Annotated in this window: 20 protein-coding genes and 1 pseudogene; 14 read left to right on the forward strand and 7 right to left on the reverse strand. The window is 72.4% G+C overall.

Annotated features, from left to right (window positions below):
• The first annotated feature begins 189 nt into the window (after positions 1 to 189).
• Positions 190 to 378, forward strand: coding sequence for a hypothetical protein (locus ABZ154_RS19335; RefSeq protein WP_356834132.1), 189 nt, complete (start codon positions 190 to 192; stop codon positions 376 to 378).
• A gap of 355 nt (positions 379 to 733) precedes the next feature.
• Here the strand turns inward: ABZ154_RS19335 and ABZ154_RS19340 are convergent.
• From ABZ154_RS19340 to ABZ154_RS19355, 4 genes and pseudogenes are all read right to left on the reverse strand, one after another.
• Positions 734 to 1099: pseudogene (locus ABZ154_RS19340) on the reverse strand (helix-turn-helix domain-containing protein); the annotation flags it as partial.
• Between the two features lie 103 nt (positions 1100 to 1202).
• Positions 1203 to 2906: a serine/threonine-protein kinase gene (locus tag ABZ154_RS19345; protein ID WP_356834134.1), complete on the reverse strand. Its 1704-nt coding sequence runs from the start codon at positions 2904 to 2906 to the stop codon at positions 1203 to 1205.
• 76 nt (positions 2907 to 2982) lie between these two features.
• Positions 2983 to 3510, reverse strand: a complete 528-nt coding sequence (locus ABZ154_RS19350; RefSeq protein WP_356834136.1) for a MarR family transcriptional regulator — start codon at positions 3508 to 3510, stop codon at positions 2983 to 2985.
• Positions 3503 to 4108 (reverse strand): DJ-1/PfpI family protein, encoded by a 606-nt coding sequence (locus ABZ154_RS19355; protein ID WP_356834138.1) that lies wholly within the window; start codon positions 4106 to 4108, stop codon positions 3503 to 3505. Before ABZ154_RS19355 ends, ABZ154_RS19350 begins: the two co-directional genes overlap by 8 nt.
• A 157-nt stretch (positions 4109 to 4265) precedes the next feature.
• Between ABZ154_RS19355 and ABZ154_RS19360 the strand changes: the two genes are divergently transcribed.
• From ABZ154_RS19360 to ABZ154_RS19370, 3 genes are all read left to right on the forward strand, one after another.
• Complete coding sequence (locus ABZ154_RS19360; protein ID WP_356834140.1) at positions 4266 to 5639, forward strand: aspartate aminotransferase family protein; 1374 nt, start codon at positions 4266 to 4268, stop codon at positions 5637 to 5639.
• A 120-nt stretch (positions 5640 to 5759) separates the two neighbouring features.
• Positions 5760 to 6452 carry a GntR family transcriptional regulator gene (locus tag ABZ154_RS19365; RefSeq protein ID WP_356834142.1) on the forward strand — a complete coding sequence of 231 codons (693 nt, stop codon included), beginning with the start codon at positions 5760 to 5762 and terminating at the stop codon, positions 6450 to 6452.
• 80 nt (positions 6453 to 6532) lie between these two features.
• The gene (locus ABZ154_RS19370) at positions 6533 to 7183 is read left to right on the forward strand and encodes a hypothetical protein (protein WP_356834144.1); all 651 of its coding nucleotides are present in this window, start codon (positions 6533 to 6535) and stop codon (positions 7181 to 7183) included.
• Between the two features lie 13 nt (positions 7184 to 7196).
• Here ABZ154_RS19370 and ABZ154_RS19375 read toward each other — a convergent pair whose 3' ends face one another.
• Positions 7197 to 8144 (reverse strand): SLATT domain-containing protein, encoded by a 948-nt coding sequence (locus tag ABZ154_RS19375; RefSeq protein ID WP_356834146.1) that lies wholly within the window; start codon positions 8142 to 8144, stop codon positions 7197 to 7199.
• Between the two features lie 309 nt (positions 8145 to 8453).
• Between ABZ154_RS19375 and ABZ154_RS19380 the strand changes: the two genes are divergently transcribed.
• The 10 genes from ABZ154_RS19380 (at position 8454) to ABZ154_RS19425 (ending at position 18938) form a co-directional block, all read left to right on the forward strand.
• Positions 8454 to 8798: a YbaB/EbfC family nucleoid-associated protein gene (locus tag ABZ154_RS19380; RefSeq protein WP_128849177.1), complete on the forward strand. Its 345-nt coding sequence runs from the start codon at positions 8454 to 8456 to the stop codon at positions 8796 to 8798.
• 93 nt (positions 8799 to 8891) lie between these two features.
• A complete protein-coding gene (recR, locus tag ABZ154_RS19385) occupies positions 8892 to 9491 on the forward strand; it encodes a recombination mediator RecR (RefSeq protein ID WP_030565138.1) in 600 nt (199 codons plus the stop codon).
• Positions 9492 to 9574: 83 nt separating this feature from the next.
• A complete protein-coding gene (locus ABZ154_RS19390; protein ID WP_030565136.1) occupies positions 9575 to 10234 on the forward strand; it encodes a DUF5063 domain-containing protein in 660 nt (219 codons plus the stop codon).
• 156 nt (positions 10235 to 10390) lie between these two features.
• Entirely contained in the window at positions 10391 to 10900 is a 510-nt protein-coding gene (locus ABZ154_RS19395; protein ID WP_356834149.1) for an SgcJ/EcaC family oxidoreductase, read from the forward strand.
• Between the two features lie 132 nt (positions 10901 to 11032).
• Positions 11033 to 13174, forward strand: coding sequence for a LamG domain-containing protein (locus tag ABZ154_RS19400; protein WP_356834151.1), 2142 nt, complete (start codon positions 11033 to 11035; stop codon positions 13172 to 13174).
• A gap of 99 nt (positions 13175 to 13273) precedes the next feature.
• Positions 13274 to 14044, forward strand: a complete 771-nt coding sequence (locus ABZ154_RS19405; RefSeq protein ID WP_356834153.1) for a DUF1838 family protein — start codon at positions 13274 to 13276, stop codon at positions 14042 to 14044.
• A 240-nt stretch (positions 14045 to 14284) separates the two neighbouring features.
• Entirely contained in the window at positions 14285 to 15556 is a 1272-nt protein-coding gene (locus ABZ154_RS19410) for an aspartate kinase (RefSeq protein WP_018514188.1), read from the forward strand.
• Positions 15553 to 16632: an aspartate-semialdehyde dehydrogenase gene (locus ABZ154_RS19415; protein WP_356834155.1), complete on the forward strand. Its 1080-nt coding sequence runs from the start codon at positions 15553 to 15555 to the stop codon at positions 16630 to 16632. Before ABZ154_RS19410 ends, ABZ154_RS19415 begins: the two co-directional genes overlap by 4 nt.
• 300 nt (positions 16633 to 16932) lie before the next feature.
• Positions 16933 to 17595 carry a SigE family RNA polymerase sigma factor gene (locus tag ABZ154_RS19420; RefSeq protein ID WP_356834157.1) on the forward strand — a complete coding sequence of 221 codons (663 nt, stop codon included), beginning with the start codon at positions 16933 to 16935 and terminating at the stop codon, positions 17593 to 17595.
• A gap of 59 nt (positions 17596 to 17654) precedes the next feature.
• Positions 17655 to 18938, forward strand: coding sequence for a hypothetical protein (locus tag ABZ154_RS19425; protein WP_356834159.1), 1284 nt, complete (start codon positions 17655 to 17657; stop codon positions 18936 to 18938).
• A 103-nt stretch (positions 18939 to 19041) separates the two neighbouring features.
• Here ABZ154_RS19425 and ABZ154_RS19430 read toward each other — a convergent pair whose 3' ends face one another.
• On the reverse strand, positions 19042 to 19899 hold the full coding sequence (locus ABZ154_RS19430; protein WP_356834161.1) for an SURF1 family protein: 858 nt from the start codon (positions 19897 to 19899) through the stop codon (positions 19042 to 19044).
• 93 nt (positions 19900 to 19992) lie between these two features.
• The gene (locus ABZ154_RS19435; RefSeq protein ID WP_356834163.1) at positions 19993 to 21834 is read right to left on the reverse strand and encodes a prolyl oligopeptidase family serine peptidase; all 1842 of its coding nucleotides are present in this window, start codon (positions 21832 to 21834) and stop codon (positions 19993 to 19995) included.
• Positions 21835 to 21901: the final 67 nt, after the last annotated feature.

Consider the following 21901-nt stretch of genomic DNA (forward strand, 5'->3'; position numbering starts at 1 on the left):
GGGAGCGCTCCCGCAAGTGAGTTTCGGCGGCGGTGGTTGGAGGGTTCAGCAGCTCCCCAGGCGTGGCTGCCGTCGGGCTCGTAGGCTGCCTGAATGCCGAATCCACGCCGGATGGACCGCCGCGCATGGTTGATCACGTGAGCGGCACTCTGCGTGTCCGGCCTTACCGCGACCGCCGGGCTTCAGTCCGTGTCGGCACCGGAAGCGCGGCCCGAGAGACGCATCAAGGCCGAGTGCCGCGAGTACATCGCGGAGATCGAAGGCCGGATGCACGTAGCCAAGAGCAACAGCAAGGGAGAAGGCGCAATCCTGGTGTTCTCCCGCGACCGCACGGACTGCGCCGACGAACTCAACGACCTCCTCGGAGGCGATCGGTGACCGCCCTGGGTACGGTGATCCGGCGATCACCCGCCTGATGCGTGCGGCGGGCGCTAAGAGGCATGGGCGAGCGATGGCCAGCGGGGGCCGGTGGGCGTCTTCGCCGGTGAAGACGTGGTGTGACGCGCAGCGCGAAGAGCACGTCCGGGTGGGCCGACTTCTGGACAGACCTGGGGAACTGCGCCGGTAGTCCGACGCCTGCGCCCCGTAGGCGTTCGAAGGGCGCGGGCGGGCGTCCCGCGTGGCGGGTGGGCATGAAGCTGGCAGGCGTCTGCATCCAGCCGGTCGCCGACGCACCGACGTCCGCCACGGTGAGGGCGACCATGACCGCCTCCGATCCGGGAGGGTGCGGAGGTCAGGCGAAGGAGCGGCGGTAGGCCCGGGGGCTGACGCCGGTCGTTCTGCGGAAGCGGTCGCGGAAGGCGGTGGGGAAGCCGCCGAACCCGACCTCGGTGCCAATCCGTTCGACGGAGTGGTCCGTGGTCTCCAGCAGGTGCTGGGCCTGGCGGATGCGGGCACGGTGCAGCCGCTGGAGCGGGGTGGTGCCCGTCCGTTCGCGGAAGCGGCGCATCAGGGTCCGCGTGCCCATCCCGGCGCGGGACGCGACGTCGGCCAGGGTGAGCTCGGCGGCCCCGTTCTCCTGGAGCCAGGCCAGGAGCGGTTCCCGGGCGTGGCCGTGAGGGGCGGGCGCGTAGTCGTGGACGATGGACTGCGCCTGACCGGGCGGCTGCGGCGCTGGTCGCGGAGGCGTTGCGGTCGGCGGTGTGACGTACGGACGCGGCGGCCTCGCGTTCGTCGGTCTCCTCGGCCGAAGCGTCTTCGGCTCAGTGCGACCTGGTGTAGATCAGGCTCTCGCCCGACCCGGTCGTCTCCCGGCGCAGGGTGCCGTCCGGAAGCAGGGTCAGCTGGGTGGCCTTGCCGGGGGAGCAGGAGGCGGCCGGGCGGCCCACGGAGACGGTGGAGGGGCCGATGAGGACCGCTTCGCCGTCGTCGGGGCGAGCAGCCAGGGGAGCGGTGAACTCGCAGTGGTACGTGGCGCCCAGCGCCAGGGGGCCTTCGGCGGTGAGGGAGAGGACCTGGTCGCCGACGTCGCCCTGGCGGATGGTCAGCCTCCGGGTGGACGCGCCCCGGTCGCCGGGGATGGAGGCGGACCAGGTGCCGAGGTAGTCGTCCGGGACGCCGCCCTCGTCGGTGCCCGCCGCGTTGCCGGAGGCGGAGGAGGACGGGCCGGGGGTGGGCGTATCACCGCCCTTGTTGTTCATGTACGCGTACACGGATCCGCCCGCGCCTATCGCCACGACTATCGCGACGGCCACGAGAGCGACCGTCGCCCCGGCGGAACGGCGCGCGGGGGCGGGGGCCGGGACGGGCGTGAAGTAGGTGGGTGGCAGGGGTGTGTTGTACGCGGGGGCGGGGTTGGGGTTGTAGCCCTGGTGGTGGGGCTGGCTGTACGGGGGCTGGTGCTGGTGCTGTTGGGCGTACGGGGGCGGTGTCGGGGCCGGCGGGTGAATCGTCGCGGCCTGGGTGGGCAGGGCGTGGACGGCGGCGGGGGGCGTGGGCGGGTCCGCCGGGCGCTGCGGGTCCGCCGGTGCCTCCGGGTCCTCCGCGTCGAGCAATCCCACGGCGTGGCGACCCAGTTGGGCGATGAGGGTGGCGGGGAGCCAGGGCTCGTCGGCCTGCGCCTCGCCCAGCCGCGCCAGGATCTCCTCGGTGGGGGGCCGGGCGGCCGGGTCCTTGGCCAGGCAGTCCCGGACGACCCCGGCCAGCTCCGCCGGGACGCCGGTCAGGTCCGGGTCCTCCTGGGCGATCCGGAACATCAGGGCGTGCACCCCGCCGCTCTCGGCCGCGCCGAAGGGGAGGCGGCCGGTCGCGGCGTACGCGAGGACGGAGCCGAGGCAGAACACATCGCAGGCGGTGGTCACACGCTCGCCGCGCACCTGCTCCGGGGCCATGAACCCCGGCGAGCCGATCATCGCTCCCGTGCGGGTCAGGTCGCCGTCGGCCAGGGACTCCAGGGCGCGGGCGATGCCGAAGTCGATGACCCGGGGGCCGTCGATGGTGAGCAGCACGTTGGAGGGCTTCAGGTCGCGGTGGATGAGCCCGGCGCGGTGGATGTGCTGGAGGGCGTGGGCGAGCCCGGAGCCGAGGAGCTGGACGGAGCGCAGGGGCAAAGGGCCGTACGCCCCCGAGTCCGCGAGCGGGGCGCCGGGGCGGCCGGAGACGATGTGGTGGAGGGAGGGGCCGGCGACGTAGCCGGTGGCGACCCAGGGGACGGGGGCCTCGGTGTCGGAGTCCAGGACCGGGGCGGTCCAGGCGCCGCCGACCTGGTGCGCGGCGCGGACTTCCTGGCGGAAGCGGGCGCGGAACTCGGGCTGCTCCGCGAGTTCGCGGCGGACGAGCTTGAGGGCGACGGTGCGGCCTCGGTCGGAGCGCGCGAGGAATACCTGGCCCATGCCGCCCTCTCCCAGGCGGGCGAGGAGGCGGTACGCACCTATGCGGTGCGGGTCGTCGGGCCCGAGCTCGTCCATGTGCGCTTCCTCCCCTGCGGCCCGCACGAGAATAGCCCCGGCGGGTCGGGGGCGCCGCCGCCGCGGTCCCCGCCGTCTACGACACCCCTGCCGCGCCGCCGGTTCCGCCCGCCCCCCTCAGCCCGGTCGGGGAAGGGGACGTCGCCGCCTCCACGGCCCCCGCCAGCCGCTCCAGCACCCCTACCGCCTCCGCGAACCCCTCCGTTCCCAGCTCCGCCGCCAGGCGCGCGGCGAACTCCGCGTGCGACGGGGTGATCCGCGACACCGCCTCCCGGCCCGCAGCCGTCGGGCGGAGCAGCTTCGCGCGGCGGTGGGCCGGGTTCTCGACGTACTCCGCGAGCCCGCGCCCCACCAGCAGGTCAGCGATCCGCTGCACGCTCTGGCGGGTGATCCCCATCGTCCGCGCGATCCCCGCCACCGGCAGCGGCTCCGGCAGCACCGCCCCCAGCACCTGCCACCACGCCGCTGTCAGCCCACCCGGCTTGGCCAACTCATCCGCCACGCCGAGGAACTGTCCGTTCAGCCGGAACACCGTCAGCGCGGCCCGGCTCAACAGCTCCTGCTGGGACGGGGCTCCCCCACCATCCTCCGCGCGCTCACGCACCCTCCAGCACCTCGTACGCGCTCGCGTCCGAGTCGTGGAAGAGCCGGTACCAGGCCCCCAGCTTCTCCTCCCCGTACACCCCCAGCAGCCCGAACACCTCGCGCGCCAGCGCCACCGGCTCCGTGGGCCCGGCCGTGATCAGCCCGCGGTCCGTCACCGCGTCGGTGTCCACGTACCGCGCGCCACCCCCGTACCCCGTCGCCGCCAGGTAGAAGGAGACCGCGCTCGTGTGCGCCCGGTCGTCCAGGAGCCCCTCGCGGGCCAGCCCGGCCGTCGCCCCGCAGATCGCCGCGACCGGCACCTCCGCGTCGAGGAAGGCCCGCGCGGTACGGGCGAACGGGGCCAGATCGTCGCCCGCGTCCCAGAGCCCCGCCCCGGGGAGGACGAGCAGCGCACTGTCCTCGGGCCGCAGCTCGGCCAGCGCGAGATCGGGCTGGACGCGCAGCCCGCCCATGGTGGTGACGGACTCCCGCTCCGGCCCCACGGTCCGCACGGTGTAGCCGTTCTGCGCGAGGAAGGCGGTCGTGTACCCGGTCTCCCAGTCGGCGAGGGTGTCATACACGGCGAGATGGACAACCGCTCTGCTGCTGCTGGTCACGACGGCCTCCTGAAGTAGATGACAGAAGGCTGTCATGACGGCAGCATGCTGTCAATAGTACGGCGGCGCCCGGACCCGACACCCTGCCGACCCCCGCGCCCCACGCCGTACAACATGGCCATGGAGGGCGCCCCCCACCAGCGCCTACGCTCCCGGCATGACCCCTCATGCCCCTCATGCCCCGTACGCCGACCCCGCGGCCGGTGCGGCCGTGAAGGCCGCGGACCGCGCGCACGTGTTCCACTCCTGGTCCGCCCAGGGCCTCATCGACCCGCTCGCCGTCGCCGGCGCCGAGGGGTCCTACTTCTGGGACTACGACGGCAACCGCTACCTCGACTTCACCAGCGGACTCGTCTACACGAACATCGGCTACCAGCACCCCACCGTGATCGCGGCGATCCAGGAGCAGGCGGGCAGACTCGCCACGTTCGCGCCCGCGTTCGCCGTCGAGGCGCGCTCCGAGGCCGCACGCCTCATCGCCGAGCGCACCCCGGGCGACCTGGACAAGATCTTCTTCACCAACGGCGGGGCCGAAGCCGTCGAGAACGCCATCCGCATGGCCCGGCTGCACACCGGCCGTACGAAGGTGCTCTCCGCCTACCGCTCGTACCACGGCGCCACCTCCACCGCGATCAACCTCACCGGCGACCCGCGCCGTTGGCCCTCCGACAACGGCTCGGCCGGCGTGGTCCGCTTCTGGGCGCCGTTCCTCTACCGCTCGCCGTTCTACGCCGAGACGGAGGCCGAGGAGTGCGCCCGCGCGCTCCAGCATTTGGAGGACACCCTCGCCTTCGAGGGACCGTCCACCATCGCCGCGATCATCCTGGAGACGATCCCGGGCACGGCCGGCATCATGACCCCGCCGCCGGGCTATCTGGCGGGCGTCCGCGAGATCTGCGACCGGTACGGGATCGTCTTCGTGTTCGACGAGGTCATGGCCGGCTTCGGCCGCACCGGCGCCTGGTTCGCCGCCGACCACTTCGACGTGGTGCCGGACCTGCTGACCTTTGCGAAGGGCGTCAACTCCGGCTACGTACCGCTCGGCGGCGTCGCCATCAGCGCGGAGATCGCCGCGACCTTCGAGACCCGCCCCTACCCCGGCGGCCTCACCTACTCGGGCCACCCGCTGGCCTGCGCGGCCGCCGTCGCCACCATCGGTGTGATGGAGGACGAGAAGGTCATCGAGAACGCGGCCCGCATCGGGGAGAGTGTCCTCGGCCCCGGCCTGCGCGAACTCGCCGAACGCCACCCCTCGGTCGGCGAGGTGCGCGGCCTCGGCGCGTTCTGGGCGCTGGAGCTGGTCCGTGACCGGGAGACCCGTGAGCCGCTCGTCCCGTACAACGCGTCCGGCGAGGCGAACGCGCCGATGGCGGCCTTCGGGGCGGCGGCGAAGAAGCAGGGCCTGTGGCCGTTCATCAACATGAACCGCACCCACGCCGTCCCCGCGTGCAACGTCACCGAGGCCGAGGCCAAGGAGGGTCTCGCGGCGCTGGACATCGCGCTCGCGGTGGCCGACGAGCACACGGTGTAAGCGTCTGAGCACTCTCGCGCACTCCATCCCCCGCCCGCCCTGCCCGGAATCGGGCACGGCGGGCGGCTGGCTTAGGGTGGCCCGAGCCGAAAGACGGCCGACGAACGGGAAGGGCCGCCCATGGGGCCGAGCGGAGGTGTGACCCGCAGTACGCTGCGCCAGCAGATCGCCGACGCGCTGCGCGATGAAGTGCTGGCCGGGCGACTGCTCCCGGGCCGGGAGTTCACCGTCAAGCAGATCGCGGAACAGTACGGCGTCTCGGCGACGCCCGTCCGCGAGGCGCTCTTCGACCTCTCCGCCCAGGGGCTGCTCGCATCCGACCAGCACCGCGGCTTCCAGGTCCACGAGTTCACGATCGCGGACTACCGGGCGATGGTCGAGGCCCGCTCCCTTGTCGTCGAGGGCATCTTCCGCAGCCCCGCCGACCAGGTGGCCGTCCGGCCCGAGGCGCTCGCCCCGATCCGGCGCCGGGCCTCGGAGGCCGTCCGCGCGGCGAAGGGCGGCGATCTCGACGTACTGATCGGGTACGACCTCCGCTTCTGGCGGGAGCTCGGGGCCTTCGTCCTCAACCCGTACATCACCGCCTTCCTCGCCAAACTCCGCGTCCAGGCCTGGGCGTTCGCCGTCCACCGGCTGCGCGGCGAGCACGCGGACGAGCACGTCCTGTGGTTCGGGCACGAGGAGCTGGTCGAGGCCATCGCGGGCGGCGACCGCGGCGAGGTGCTGGCGGTGATGCAGGCGTACTACGCCCACGCGCTGGCCTGGGCGGACCACTTGGAGGCCCAGGGGGCCAGGGCGCGCCCGGAAGAGTAGGAACCCACGCACTGTGCGTGGGGTTCACCTCGCATTACGCTGGTCCGACGATCGCCGAACCCGTTGGAGAGCGAGACTTCGTGGCCTGTGACCTGTGGCTCGTCCCCCTCGTCGATGTGCTGTGCCACAGCCCCGACAATCCGTTCGCCGAAGAGATCGCCGTCTACGACCGGGCGCTCAACGACGCGGGGCTGCCCCCCGTCCCCGTGTTCGCCTACATGCCGGGCCTCAACGGGGACGTGGCCCCGGTGGCGGGCTTCGACTACGACGCCCTGCACTTCCTGCGCCGCGCCTACCTGCTCCAGCTGAGCGGTCTGGCCGTCACCCCGGTCGAGGGACTCGGCGGCGACTACGAGCAGCTGCTGGAGATGTTCGAGCAGACCGCGCAGCAGTCGCACCTGGTCTGGCACTACGACCACGCCGGGGCGTACGTCCCGGTCGACTTCCCGGCCCCGCTCTCGAACGACGCGCTGCTGGAGGGCGGCGGCCCCCTGGGCTCCGCGCACGGGCTGCTGCGGGAGCTGGAGTACGTGGCCCCGTCCATCGGCATCGACCCGGCCAACCCCCCGGCCGCCCCTCAGCCGCCCCCGGGCCCCACGGCCCTGGAGGAACCGGCGACCCCGGTCCCGTACGACGACAGTCCGTTCGCGAGGGAGCGCCACGTCTGGCTGGGCCTGCACGCGGCGGCCACACGGTCGCTGGCGCAGGGCTCGATGATCATCTTCAGCTGAGCCACCTGTCGAGCTAGCGCGGCGCCTCCGGAGGCCGCTGCCGGGGCATGTTCGGCCGCGCGGCGACGGACGGCATGGAGAACCGTCCCGGCACCCCGCCGGGCTCGGCCCGGCCCCCCGCACTCCCGGAAACCAGCGCCTGCGTCCCCATGGGTGCGGGCCCCGCCCGGAACTCCACCATCCAGTCCGCCGTCTCCGACCGCACCAGCTCCGTGATGTCCTCGGAGAACCGCCGCAGCACCCCCAGGCACCGCTCGGCCGCCTCGCTGGCCGTCCCCTCGGACGGGCCGAGCATCTCCCGTACGCACTCCGACGCCCAGTCGAACTGGAGCACCTGGAGCCGCCGCTGCACGGCCTGCGCTGTGGCGAGGTTCCTTATCCAGCCGGAGGTGAGCCCGAAGTACCGGTCGCAGCCCATGCAGGCGGCTCCCAGCAGCAGCGAGAGGTACCCCCAGCCGGCGGACCCGCTCAGCGTCCCGGTCAGGTCGAGCAGCGGCAGTGCGGCCCCCGCGACGACCCCGGCGGCGGTGCCCAGCCGCAGGGCCCGGGCCCCCCGGCGCTTCCACACACGGTCGGTGAGATACCACTTTGCCGTCGCGAGGGCGCCCGACTCGACCCAGCGGTAGAGCTCGTCGAGCCGCTCGGCGGGCTCGCCCCAGTCCCCGAGGGGGAAGGGCCGCCCGGTCAGGTCGCGCCCGCCGGCCCCGGAGCCACCGCCCCAGGCCCCACCGGCACGAGCACCGCCACCGCTCCTGGCCCCGCTGCTCCCCGATCCGTCCGGCCCCCCGGCGTCACCGGCTCCACCGCCTCCTCCACCGCTGCCCACCCCGCGACCCCCGCCGCCTCCCCCGGCTCCGCCGGCGCGGGAGCCAGAAGCGGAACACTCCACTCCGATCTCACCGGAACCCGCATCGGACTCCTTGCGGGGCGGCCCCTCGGGCTGCATCTCCGGCTGACTCACCGGGGCACTCCTTCGCACTCTGACGGACGGAACGGACGGTCGGGGCTTCCTCGCGGGTAACTCTGCGTCACCACACATGCGCGCATGCGTACCGATGTGCATGCCCTTCCTACCGCCGAATGGTGGTCTGCGGAGTCGAAATCGCGGGATTCTCGCCTGCACAGGGCCGCTGGTCAGGTATAGGAGCGTTCACGGCGGTTGACGAATCTCACCCGAAAGAGTTGGTCCCCGGCGGGTGAAGCGCGGTGACCGGGGAGCACGTAGGCTCGGCTTACCGAAACATTCGTCGTCGAAATGCCAGGAGTGACCGTGATTCCCGGTGGTGGCCAGCCCGATATGCAGCAGTTGCTCCAGCAGGCCCAGAAGATGCAGCAGGACCTCGCCGCGGCCCAGGAGGAGCTGGCGAGCGCCGAGGTCGACGGACAGGCGGGCGGAGGCCTCGTGAAGGCCACCGTCACCGGCTCCGGCGAGCTGCGGGCCCTGGTGATCGACCCGAAGGCCGTGGACCCGGAGGACACCGAGACGCTCGCCGACCTCGTGGTGGCGGCCGTCCAGGCGGCCAACGAGAACGCGCAGGCGCTCCAGCAGGAGAAGCTCGGCCCGCTGGCGCAGGGCCTGGGCGGCGGAGGCTCGATCCCGGGCCTGCCGTTCTGACGGGCCGGGCCCCCGGGAGCTGACGCCGGGGGCCTACTGGTACCGACCCGTACCCACTACGGTACGGAGCAGGAAGCAAAGAAAGGCGTTCCGTTGTACGAAGGCGTTGTTCAGGACCTCATCGACGAACTGGGCAGGCTGCCCGGCGTCGGTCCCAAGAGCGCGCAGCGGATCGCCTTCCACATCCTGCAGGCCGAGCCCACCGACGTACGCCGTCTCGCCCATGCCCTCCTGGAGGTCAAGGACAAGGTCCGGTTCTGCGCCGTGTGCGGCAATGTCGCCCAGCAGGAGGAGTGCGGGATCTGCCGCGATCCGCGCCGCGACCGGAGTGTCATCTGCGTGGTCGAGGAGCCCAAGGACGTCGTGGCGATCGAGCGGACGCGCGAGTTCCGCGGCCGCTACCACGTCCTGGGCGGGGCGATCAGCCCCATCGAGGGCGTCGGCCCGGACGACCTGCGCATCCGTGAGCTGCTGGCGCGGCTCGCGGACGGCTCCATCACGGAGCTGATCCTGGCGACCGACCCCAACCTGGAGGGCGAGGCCACCGCGACGTACCTGGCGCGGATGGTCAAGCCGATGGGCCTCAGGGTGACCCGGCTGGCCAGCGGCCTGCCGGTCGGCGGCGACCTGGAGTACGCCGACGAGGTCACGCTGGGCCGCGCGTTCGAGGGGAGGCGGCTGCTGGATGTCTGACACCACGGCGGCCGGTCCCCGCGCTTCTCGCACACTGCCGTCCGCTTCACCGTCTGTGACCGCGCCCACGGGAGGTCCCCTCGATGTCTGACGCCACGCTGAACTCCGTCACGCAGGACCCGGGCGACTTCGCCGTCCAGATCGCGGACCAGATCAAGACGTTCATCGTCGCGGTCACCGAGGTCTCCAAGGTCGACGAGCCGGAAGAGGCCGTCCCGGTCCTGCTCCTCCAGGTCTCGCAGCTCCTGCTCGCGGGCGGCCGCCTCGGCGCGTACGAGGACGTCCTCCCCGACGAGCGGTACGAGCCGGACCTCGGCCCCGAGCCGGACGCGGACGGCCTGCGCGAGAGGTTCGCGGCCCTCCTGGAGCCGATCGACGTCTACTCCGAGGTCTTCGACCCGTACGAGCCCCGCAAGGCCCCGGTCCCGCACCGCATCTCCGACGACCTCGCCGACCTGGTCACCGACCTCGGCCACGGCCTCGCGCACTACGAGGCGGAGCGCACGGCCGAGGCGCTGTGGTGGTGGCAGTTCTCCTACTTCTCCAACTGGGGCTCCACCGCCTCCGCCACCCTCCGCGCCCTCCAGTCCCTGGTCGCCCACATCCGCCTCGGCCAGCCCCTGGAGGAGCTGGACGGCCTGGACACCGACCAGGACCCGGGCGAGGACGACCTGGCGGAGGAGGCGGGCCGCGTCATGCTCCAGGAGATCGCGGGGCCGCTGGGTCTGCGGCCGGTGAAGTAGCCCGGACCAGGGTGTCCATCGAGTACGGGGGACCGGATGGCCGGGGCGGCCGGAGGCGGCATGCTTTCGCGGCACCGCCCTCTTGACCTCAACCGCGCTTGAGGCGTGAGGCTCGTCCTGCCCGGACCGACCGGCACCGCACGGCTGGAGACCCTCATGAGCACCGGAACCCCCACCGTCCTCGGCGTACCGGCCCCGCAGGAGGACGTGGACGCCATCGTCGCGTTCGTCGCAGGCGTGCAGGACGCCCAGCAGAGGGCGCAGCCCGATGCGTTCCTCAGCGGGTTTCGCGAGGACGTCATCTGGACCACGGCCCACGGGAAGAGGCTGACCGGCCTGCCCGAGATCAGCGCCTTCACCCGCAAGGTGCTCCCGCCGCAGGCGGACTCGCCGGTGACCGCCACGTACACCGTCGACCTCATCCTCTTCATCCGCCCTGATGTGGCCGCGGTCAAGATCCGCCAGCGTCCGGCCACCCGCGACGGAGGCCGGTTCCTGGACGAGGTCTTCCGCGGCCAGGAGGACCCCTCCGAACTCATCGCCGCCCACCCCGAGTCGGTTCCCGGAACCCCGACCTTCGTCCTGGCGAAGGACGACGGCGCCTGGCGCATCGCCGCGGCGCAGAACACCTCGGTCATCGACGCCGAGACACTGGCGGCGGGGTGAGGCCCGCCCTGGGCCGCCGCCCCGGCCACACCGTGTCCTGACCTGGCGGTATTCGGGAGCGGCCCCCGTGTGCCGCTGCTAGCCTCCCCCCGCCAGCGATCTTCGGTGGCGTCACAGGGGAGGTATACGCACATGGTGAGACGTACGGGACACGGACGGGCGAGACGGGCGGCCGCGGTCGCGGTGATCGTCGCCGGTACGGTGCTGGCGACGCCGGGCACCGTGCTGGCGGCGGCGTCCGGCGCGCTCCCGCCGAAACAGCCGTCGGCCGCCGACCTGGAGACGGGCGGCGAACCGTGCGCCTCCGGTGCGGAGCGGCCCTACATACGGTCCGTCCCGCAGCTGACCGCGCGGCTTTACGGGCCCGGCGGCGGGCAGCCGGGCCACGTCAGCCGTGGGGAGTTCGAGGTCTGGTGGCAGGGGGAGGGTGGCGCCGAGGAGCGCGTGACCATGACCACCACCACGATGTCCGACACCGCCCCCTTCACCTGGCAGCTGCCGGGCCCGATCCCCGACGAGACCGTCATCTCCTGGCGGGTGCGCGCCGTCAACGACGCCGGGGCGTCGGCCTGGAGCAGCGAAGGGACGGGAGCGCCCTGCGAGTTCGTGTACGACCGCACAGCTCCCGACGTTCCGGTCGTCACCTCTTCCGACTATCCGGACGACAACACGTGGACGCCCGGCGTCGGGGTCCGGGGGACCTTCCACGTGAAGGCGCAGGCCGACGACGTCACGGCCTATGCCTACTCCTTCATCGGCGGCCCGTCGAAGACGATCGAGGCCGGGCCCGACGGATCGGCCCAGATCCGCTTCCTGCCGGAGAGCGTCGGCGTACAGACCCTCTCCGTCCAGGCGCAGGACCGAGCGGGCAACCGTGGCCCGCGCACCGGTTACACCTTCCGGATCGGGGAAGGTCCTGCCCCGGTGGCGCGATGGAAGCTCGCCGACGCGGCGGGCTCCCGCTCGGCCGCCGCTGAGAACGGCACCGCCGCCCGTGCCGGTGCGGGCGTCACGTTCGGCGCGCCCGCGCCCTCCGGTACACCGCTCGCCGCCACCGCCTCGCTCGACGGATCGGGACACGGCTTCCTGACCCCGGGTGCTCCGGCCGTCACCGACACCGCGGAGACCTTCGCGGTCGGCGGCTGGGTGCGGCCGGGACGCGTGGACGGCACCCGTACGGTCCTCTCGCAGGACGCGGGCACGGCGCGCGCCTTCACCCTGGGCCTGACCCAGGTCGCGGGCGGCCCGCAGTGGTCGTTCGCCGTCGGCGGGGCGCGGGTCACGGGCGGCCTGCCCGAGACCGGAGCGTGGGCGCATGTGCTGGGCCGGTACGACGCGGAGACCGGCACAGCACGGCTGTACGTCAACGGCCGCGCGGCCGGCGAGGAGGTGGCCGTCGTTCCCGTGGCGGGCGAGGGCGCCTTCCAGATCGGCCGGGCGCGCGGCGCGCAGGGGTACCGGGACCGCTGGCAGGGCGAGATCGGTGACGTACGGGCGTACGACCGGATCGTCGTGGCCTCCGAGGTGAAGGACCTCGCCACGCGCGCCGCGCGGCGGCTCGGCCACTGGGCGCTCGACACCGCGCCGGACGGCCTCGCACCGGAGGAGGGCGGCGGCGCGCCGCTGAAGCTGGGCACCGGCGCCTCCCTCTACCGCCTCGACGACCCGTGCGACCCGCTGGACCCGGAGTGCGGCCAGGACTGGCCGCTGGAGATGGACGGCGACGGCCACCTCCGCCTCGACGGAGTCTCGGGCCACGCCGCCACGGACGCGCCCGTGGTCGACACCTCGGGGAGCTTCACCGTCAGCGTCAGGGTCCGGCTCACCGACGACGAGCCGGCGGCGCCGATGACCGCGATCTCCCAGGGGGGCGAGCACGGCGACGCCTTCAAGGTGCGCTTCGACCCGGAGAGCTCCAGCTGGGACCTGGTGATGGCCCACGCCGACGCACCGGGCGCGCCGGAGACCGTACTCAGCCGTATCGAAGGGCCGGACGGCAACAGGGGGATCGGCCACCGGCTGACCGTCGTCCATGACGCCTCCGCGAAGCAGGTTTCCTTCTATCTGGACGGGGTGAAGTTCGACGAAGGCGGCACGGCCGGCTTCGCCGCCGCCTGGAAGAGCACGGGCGGGCTCCAGCTCGGCCGGGGCCGCACCGCCGACGGGTGGGGCGAGTATCTGCACGGCGCGGTGGACAGCGTGTTCGCCTACGAGGGCGTGCTGTCCGAGAGGGACATCAACCAGCTGCCGTGGCTGCTTGCCGCCGGCCACTGACCGCCGACCGCTGTTGAGAGCCACCGCCGCCGGTCGCTGGTGCGAGCCACCGCCGCTCCGGGCCTCGTGCCGGGGCGGCGGTGGCGCACAGTGGTGCGTATGACGACACCCTCGGCTCCCACAGGGGCGACGCCCGCAGAGCTGCTCCGCTCCTTCGCCCGTACCCGCGCATCGCTGGACGGCGAGGAGGTCACGTACTGGTGGTCGGGAGACGTGTACTCCTGGGCCCCCGATGAGCCCTACCGGCGCGTCTTCGGCTTCGAGGGGCTCAACGTCGCCCGTCTCGTCCAGGACGCCGAGGCCGGGCCGGACGCGTACCAGCTGCTCACCCGGGAAGCCGCGTTCTACCTGGACCCCGTCACCCGCGAGATCCTGGAGACCTGGCAGGGGCGGCCGGTGGTGCACGTCTGGAACGACCCGGCCAACCAGAAGTGGCGCCCCTTCCCGGTCCCGACGACCGAGCTCGGCGGACAGGTCTGCTTCAGCCTGGAGATCCCGCTCGCCTACCCCTCGCCGCTGCCGGTGGCCCAGTACCCCCTCCACTCGGCCGGCGACACCTACAAGGCGCTGGAGCTCTTCCAGTTCTTCGCCGACCGCGCCGACCTGGACGGTCCGGCGCCGAGCGTTCCGGCCACCATGTCGTGGTCGCGGATGTCGCCGTGGCTGCCGTGGATGGCCCAGGGGCAGCGGCCCGGCGGCCTCACCTTCCACTGCCGGGGCCGCAAGCTCGGCTCGTACGCGGAGGTGCCCGAGCGCACCCGCGCCCACATCTCCGAGCACGGGCCGGAGTTCGCCCACGCCCCGCAGGAGTGGAGCGAGCCGAACGAGACGAGCTGGACGTACTTCCGCAAGCTCAACCCGGTGCGGTGACCAGCCCGGGAGATACCCCGACCGGCGCCCCCGGCTCGCACATTCCGCCCCGAAGGTGTGGGCTGGGACACAAAAGGAGTGCGGTACTCCGGGGTGGGCAGCAGCCTCGTACGAGCAGTTCGGGTCGACACGCCGTACCGGGTTGTGAGCGGGACATCTCACCATCTGGTAAGGACGGGTCGATTCCGGACTGCTCGTTAAACTGAGCCGACCGCAGTAATGACTGAGCGAGGAGCGCACGTGGGCCTTGTCGTGCAGAAGTACGGAGGCTCCTCCGTAGCCGATGCCGAGGGCATCAAGCGGGTCGCCAAGCGAGTCGTCGACGCCAAGAGGAACGGCAACCAGGTGGTTGTCGTGGTGTCCGCGATGGGCGACACGACGGACGAGTTGATAGACCTCGCCGAGCAGGTTTCGCCGATCCCTGCCGGCCGTGAGTTCGACATGCTGCTGACCGCCGGCGAGCGGATCTCCATGGCCCTGCTGGCGATGGCGATCAAGAACCTGGGCCACGAGGCCCAGTCGTTCACGGGCAGCCAGGCCGGTGTCATCACCGACTCGGTCCACAACAAAGCGCGCATCATCGACGTCACGCCGGGCCGCATCCGGACCTCGATCGACGAGGGCAACATCGCCATCGTCGCCGGGTTCCAGGGTGTGAGCCAGGAGGGCAAGAACATCACCACCCTCGGCCGCGGCGGGTCGGACACGACCGCCGTCGCGCTGGCCGCCGCGCTGGACGCCGAGGTCTGTGAGATCTACACCGACGTCGACGGCGTCTTCACCGCGGACCCCCGGGTCGTGAAGAAGGCGAAGAAGATCGACTGGATCTCCTTCGAGGACATGCTGGAGCTGGCCGCGTCCGGCTCCAAGGTGCTGCTGCACCGCTGCGTCGAGTACGCACGCCGTTACAACATCCCGATCCACGTCCGCTCGTCCTTCTCCGGACTGCGCGGAACCTGGGTCAGCAACGAGCCGCAAGGGGACCAGAAGGTGGAGCACGCGATCATCTCCGGAGTCGCCCACGACGTCTCGGAGGCCAAGGTCACCGTCGTCGGCGTCCCGGACAAGCCGGGCGAGGCGGCCGCGATCTTCCGCGCCATCGCGAACGCCGAGGTCAACATCGACATGGTGGTGCAGAACGTCTCCGCCGCGTCGACCGGCCTGACGGACATCTCCTTCACCCTCCCCAAGGCCGAGGGCCGCAAGGCCATCGACGCCCTGGAGCGGGCCAAGGGCTCCATCGGCTTCGAGTCGCTGCGCTACGACGACCAGATCGCCAAGATCTCACTGGTCGGCGCCGGTATGAAGACCAACCCGGGCGTCACCGCGGGCTTCTTCGAGGCGCTTTCCGACGCGGGCGTCAACATCGAGCTCATCTCGACATCCGAGATCCGCATCTCGGTGGTCACGCGCGCCGACGATGTCAACGAGGCCGTGCGCGCCGTGCACACCGCCTTCGGCCTCGACAGCGACTCCGACGAGGCCGTCGTCTACGGGGGCACCGGCCGATGACCGCACGCCGCCCTTCGCTCGCGGTCGTCGGTGCGACCGGGGCGATCGGCGGCGTCATGCTCCGGATCCTCTCGCAGCACGCGGACGTCTGGGGCGAGGTCACACTCGTCGCCTCACCGCGCTCGGCCGGCCGCAAACTGGTCGTGCGCGGTGAGGAGACCGAGGTGCTCGCGCTCGCCGAGGACGTGTTCGACGGCGTGGACGTGGCCCTCTTCCTGGTGCCGGACGAGGTGTCGGCCCACTGGGCCCCGATCGCCGCGTCCAAGGGCGCCGTCGTCATCGACGACTCGGCGGCGTTCCGGCTGGAGGACGACGTACCGCTGGTCGTCCCGGAGGTCAACCCGCACGCCGCCCGGCTCAGACCGCGGGGCATCGTCGCGTCCCCGAACTGCACCACGCTGTCCCTGATCGTCGCGGTCGGCGCACTGCACGCGGAATTCGGGCTGCGCGAACTGATCGTCTCCTCCTACCAGGCGGTCAGCGGCGCCGGCCGCGACGGCGTGACGGCCCTGCGCGAACAACTGTCGCTGGTGGCCGGTACGGAGCTGGGCACCCACCCCGGTGACGTACGCCGGGCCCTGGGCGGCGGCGCCTCCGCCAACAGTCCGTTCAGTCCTTTCGCCGCGCCTGTCGCCCTGAACGTCGTGCCCTGGGCCGGTGAGGATGCCGGGGACGGCTGGTCCTCCGAGGAGCTGGCCATCCGCGAGCAGTGCCGCAAGGTGTTGGGCCTGCCGGACCTGAAGACCACCGCGACCTGCGTGTACGTCCCCGTGATCGCGACGCACTCCATGTCCGTCCACGCGCGCTTCGAGAACGAGGTCGCCGTCGACCGGGCCCACGAGATCCTGGCGACCGCACCCGGCGTCGTGCTGTTCGACAGCCCGGCGTGCGGAGATTTCCCGACCCCGTCCGACGTCGTGGGCACCGACCCCACCTGGGTCGGCCGGGTACGGCGCTCGATGGACGATCCCCGGGCCCTCGAAATGTTCATTTGCGGCGATAATCTCCGTAAAGGTGCGGCCTTGAACGTGGCGCAGATTGCGGAATCGGTGGCCGCCGAAATTACCCTCGCTTGAGCGGGCCCCTTTGATCGAACCGGGCGGTCGAACCTGTTTTGTAGGATCTGTGAACGCCCTATGAGTAATTACCTGGTCTGAACCTCTTGAGCTGGGGCGTTGTCATATCCGACGATGATCTCCCGGCCCCCTGCAACCGCATGTCGGCCGGGGTGCGTCTATGCCGTCACTTCTTGGGTGACGGAGACGCGTTTACGGGGCATTTGGGGAAGAGCAGGTACGTATGAGGGCATGTCGCACAGCGTCGAACGTGGCGCCGTACGCGTACAACCCTGACGGGGGGCAGCGTGTCCAACAGGCGTGGCAGAGGTTCTCGACATCACAGTGGTGGGCCCGTTGCGAGGCGCGACCGTGCGTCCGCCCCGGCGGCCCCGCGCGCCTGGCGGCATGCCGGTGATCGCGCCCATGCCCGCCGCGCGCCCGGCCCAGCTGCCCTCGCAGCGCGGGGGTGCTGACGAGACGGTGGCAGCAGGAACCACGGTCGACCATCTCACCGAGACCTACCGCGCCCACTACCGCTCGCTGCTCGGCCTCGCGGCCCTGCTCCTGGACGACACCGCGTCCTGCGAGGACGTGGTGCAGGAGGCGTTCATCCGCGTGCACTCCGCGCGCAACCGCGTCCGGGAACCCGAGAAGACCCTGGCTTATCTGCGCCAGACCGTCGTCAACCTCTCGCGCTCCGCGCTCCGCCGCCGCATCCTCGGGCTCAAGCTGCTCTCCAAGCCCATGCCGGACATGGCGAGCGCGGAGGAGGGCGCCTACGACCAGCTGGAGCGGGACGCGCTGATCAAAGCCATGAAAGGGCTCCAGCGACGCCAGCGCGAGGTGCTGGTCCTGCGGTACTTCGCGGACATGACGGAGGCCCAGGTCGCGGAGACGCTCGGAGTTTCGCTGGGCTCCGTCAAGGCGTACGGTTCCCGCGGTATCGCGGCGCTGCGCGTCGTGATGGAGGCCCAGGCATGAGCGGGCCCAGCCACCGGCACGAGCACAGGCACGAGAATGACCCGACGGGAAACGGAATTGTGAACCACGGGCCGGAGAAGACTCCGCACACCGATCCGGAGCGGCCGGACCGACCGGACGGTCCGGCCGCTCCGGGCGAGAGTGCGCCACGCGAGCCGGGCGGGCGCGGCCCTGCCGACCCCGCCGGTACGCTCACCGACCTCTTCGGGGGCATCCGGAGCGCGCGCGGAACCGGTCACGGCGCCGACGGTCTCGGTTCCGACGGCTTCGATTCCGGCGGATTCGGCCCTGGCGGTTTCGGGCCCGGCGGTTTGGGCCCTGCCGGTTTCGGTCCCGGCGGCGAGCTGGACGAGGTCGCCCTGCGCCGGATGCTGCACGGTGCCGTGGGGGACCTCGAACCCTCCGACCGGACCCTGGAGCATCTGCAGCGCGCGGTGCCCGCCCGGCGCGCCCGCCGGCGCCAGGCCGCCGTCGGCGCTGCCGCTGCGGCGCTGCTGATCGGCACGGCGGTCCCGGCTTTCGTGCACGTGGCGAAGTCGGACGGCCCGTCCACCGCGCTCCCCGCCATCGCCGGACACGGCGAGCATGCCCAGGGCGGCAACGGGGAGGAGCCCGGGCCCCAGGCGCCGGACGACCGGACCGTGGAGCCCACCGACCACGAGAGCCGGGGCGGCGTCGGCGAACCGGAACCTTCCGAGGCGAACCCCTCGGCGGACAGCACCGAGAAACCGGTGGGCGGCGCCACGACGGGCGGGACCTCAGCGCCCCCGCAGGCGGATCTCGCCGCCCTTCCGGTCTGCGACCCGGGTCAGCTCGGCGTCGCCTCCGCGGGAGCGGGCGCCCCGGGCGCCGACGGCACGGTGTACGGCAGCTTCAAGATCGCGAACGTCTCCGGCGCGGACTGCACGGTCAGCAGCGACGGCACCGTCGGCTTCACCGCCCTCGGCGCCGCCGACCCGCTCAAGATCAACGTCATCCAGCACACGGCGGGCGACCCGGCCCCCGGCCTGCCCGACCCCTCGCAGGAGCCGGGCACCGTGCTGCTGAAGCCCTCCATGGCCTACGAGGTGCAGTTCGCCTGGGTCCCCGCCGACACCTGCCCGACCGTGGCTCCCTCACCCACCCCCACCCCGACGCCGGACGCGGGCGCCGGGGGATCGACGGGCGAGAGCTCCGGCCAGTCCGGCGCCGACACGCAGTCGCTGTACCAGGACGGCTCCTCGGCGGGGGGCAGCATCGCCGTGACGCACACACCGGAGACGGGCGCGCCCACGGCCGAGACGAAGATCGACAACGCCTGCTCGGGCACGATCTACCGGACGGGCGTACTGGCCACGTCGTAGTTCGGCGAAGCCGCGACCGAAGCCGCGACGGAAGCCGCGACGGAAGCCGCGACCGAAGCCGCGACCGAAGCCGAGACGGACTCAGCCGCCCCGCCTACGAGCCCTACGAGCCCTGCGCGGTCTCCGGAGTCTTCGGGCTCCCCGGCACCTGTGCGGTCTCGCTTCCCGCAACGTCGCCGGCCTCCTCGCCCTCCGGGACGAGCCCGAGGGCGACATCGCGGACGGCCTCGGCCTCGCGGCGGACCAGCCGGAACCACATGAAGAGCACGAAGCCCGCGAAGACGAACCACTCGCCCGTGTACCCCAGATTCTGGAACGCCTTCAGGTCGAGCCCGCTGCCCTGCGGGGCGGCGGCGGGCACCGGCTTCATCGCGCCGCCCGTACCGCCCGCCTCCGCCTCGGGAAGCGTCACCCAGGCGTCGTACACGTCGTAGTCGACCAGGTTCACCAGGGACGCGGCGCTGATCATGCCGAGCTGGCCCGCGGGGAGCCCGCCCCTGGTCTCGACGCCGTCGCTGTGGATGTTCTCGGAGGCCTGGAGGTCCCCGGTCACGGTGACCTCGCCCTGCGGCGCGGCCGGCACGGGGACGCTGCCCGCGGTCCCGGGCAGCCACCCGCGTACCACCGGCAGGGCCTTGCCCCCCTCGGTCCGCAGCAGATTCAGGACGTAGAAGCCCTGCCGCTCGTCCAGTTCGCGGCCGGGGACCAGGAACTGGTCGGCGTACGTCCCGGTCGCGACGGCCGGACGGCCCGACGTCACCTTGTCGACGGGCAGCAGCTCGTCCAGCGGCTCAGCGGTCCGGGTGCTCGGATCGGGCTGCTTCGCCGCCTGCTCGTGCGACTGCACACGGTCCTCGAAGCGGCCGAGCTGCCAGGTGCCCATGAACACGCAGAACGGGATGGCCAGCACGACGAAGAGGTTGATCCCCCACCATCGCGGGGTCAGCAGGAACCGGTACACCCCTCCACGGTACGGTTCCCCGCTCCGGGCCCCCGGAGCGGGGTCGCCCCTTTATCCGCCTCTTACGCCCCCGGGGGGGGGACCGCCCGTCCCTCACGCCCCCATGACGTCACCACCTCCCAGGTGCTTCAGGGCGAACTCCAGCTCCAGTCGCACCTGCTTGATGCGCTCCTCCACCACGAGCGAGCCGTGCCCGGCGTCGTACCGGTAGACCTCATGCACCGCGCCGCGCGCCGCCAGACGGTCCACGTAGTTCTCCACCTGACGGATGGGGCAGCGGGGATCGTTGACGCCCGCCGAGATGTAGACGGGAGCGCGCACCGCGTCGACGTACGTCAGCGGCGACGAGGCCTCGAAGCGCTCGGGCACCTCCTCCGGAGTGCCGCCCAGCAGCGTGCGGTCCATCGCCTTCAGGGCCTCCATCTCGTCGTGGTACGCCGTGACGTAGTCCGCGACCGGTACGGCCGCGAGACCCAGTGCCCAGGCGTCGGGCTGGGTACCGAGGCCGAGCAGCGTGAGATAGCCGCCCCAGGAGCCCCCGGCGAGGACCAGGCGCTGCGGGTCCGCGAGCCCGGACTTCACCGACCAGTCCCGCACGGCCGCGATGTCCTCCAGCTCGATCAGGCCGACCCGGTGCTTGAGCGCGTCCGTCCAGGCGCGGCCGTACCCGGTCGAGCCGCGGTAGTTGACCCGCACGACGGCGAAGCCGTGGTCCACCCAGGCCGCCGGGCCGGAGGCGAAGGCGTCGCTGTCGTGCCAGGTCGGGCCGCCGTGGATCTCGAAGACGGTGGGGAAGGGCCCGTCCCCGGTGGCGGGCTTCTGCACGAGGGCGTGGATCCTGCCGCCCGGCCCCTCCACCCACGCGTCCTCGACGGCCACCGACGCCGGGGCCTTGGCGCCCGGCGGGTCCAGGACCACCGCGCCGCTCGTCGACCGCACCACCGGCGGCTGCGCGGCAGAGGACCAGAGGTACTCCACCGTGCCGTCCGGCCGGGGCGTGGCGCCCGACACCGTCCCGGCGGGGGTCTCCACACGCACGGGCTCCGCGGCCCCCGGCTCGTACCGCCACAGCTCGCTGCGGGCCTCGAAGCTGTGCTCGATGAGCAGGGCGGAGCCGTCCGGATACCACTCGGCGCCCACATCACCGGGCAGGTCGACGGGGAGCGCGGTCTCCGTGCCCGCGACCGGGTCCCAGATCATCGGCTCCCAGCGGCCCCGGCGCTGGTGCCCGACGAGGAGCCGCGGGTCGCCGGCCACCGGCACGAAGCCCAGCACGGCGAGACCGAGCTCCTTGGTGCCGCCCTCGGTGTCGTCCAGCTCGGCCACCGTGGAGCCGTCGGGGCGTACCACGCGCAGGGCGGAGTGCATGGCGTCGCCGTGCTCGGTGTGCTCCAGCGCGATGAGCGTCCCGTCGTACGACAGGTCACCGACGCCGGCGGACTCCCGGTGCCGGTAGATCTCGGTGGTCTCGCCCCCGCTCCCGTCGCCGCCCGCCGGCCGCACGCGATGGATGGTCGTCCCGTCCTCGTCGGTGGAGCGGCCGATCACCGCGGACCCGTCGCGCCCGATGGCGAGGCCCGCTGGATACGAGGGCGCGAGGCTGGGGGCGGCGGGCTCGTCCTCCCCGCCGCCGAAGGGCTGGCGCATCCACACACCGAACTCGTCGCCGTCGGTGTCGCTGAACCACCAGATGGCCTCACCGTCCGGCGTCAGCACGCCGTCGGTGGTCCCGTTGGGCCGGTCGGTCACCTGCCGCTGCCGCCCGTTCGCCCGGTCCCACGCATAGAGCTCGTAGGTCCCGGTGGCGTTGGAGACGAAGAGCGAGCGGTCAGGCGCGTCCTCGGCCCAGTCGGGCAGGGACACCCTGGGCGCGCGGAACCGCTGCTCCCAGTCCGGCATGGTCGAGACGTTCTCTGATTCGCTCATGCCCTCCATCCAACCTGATCCCCGGCCCGACCGGAGAAGCCTGTCCACAACCCCCGTGGGAAGATATGACCGGACC

This window comes from Streptomyces sp. NPDC006261 (assembly GCF_040613515.1).
GTDB lineage: Bacteria > Actinomycetota > Actinomycetes > Streptomycetales > Streptomycetaceae > Streptomyces.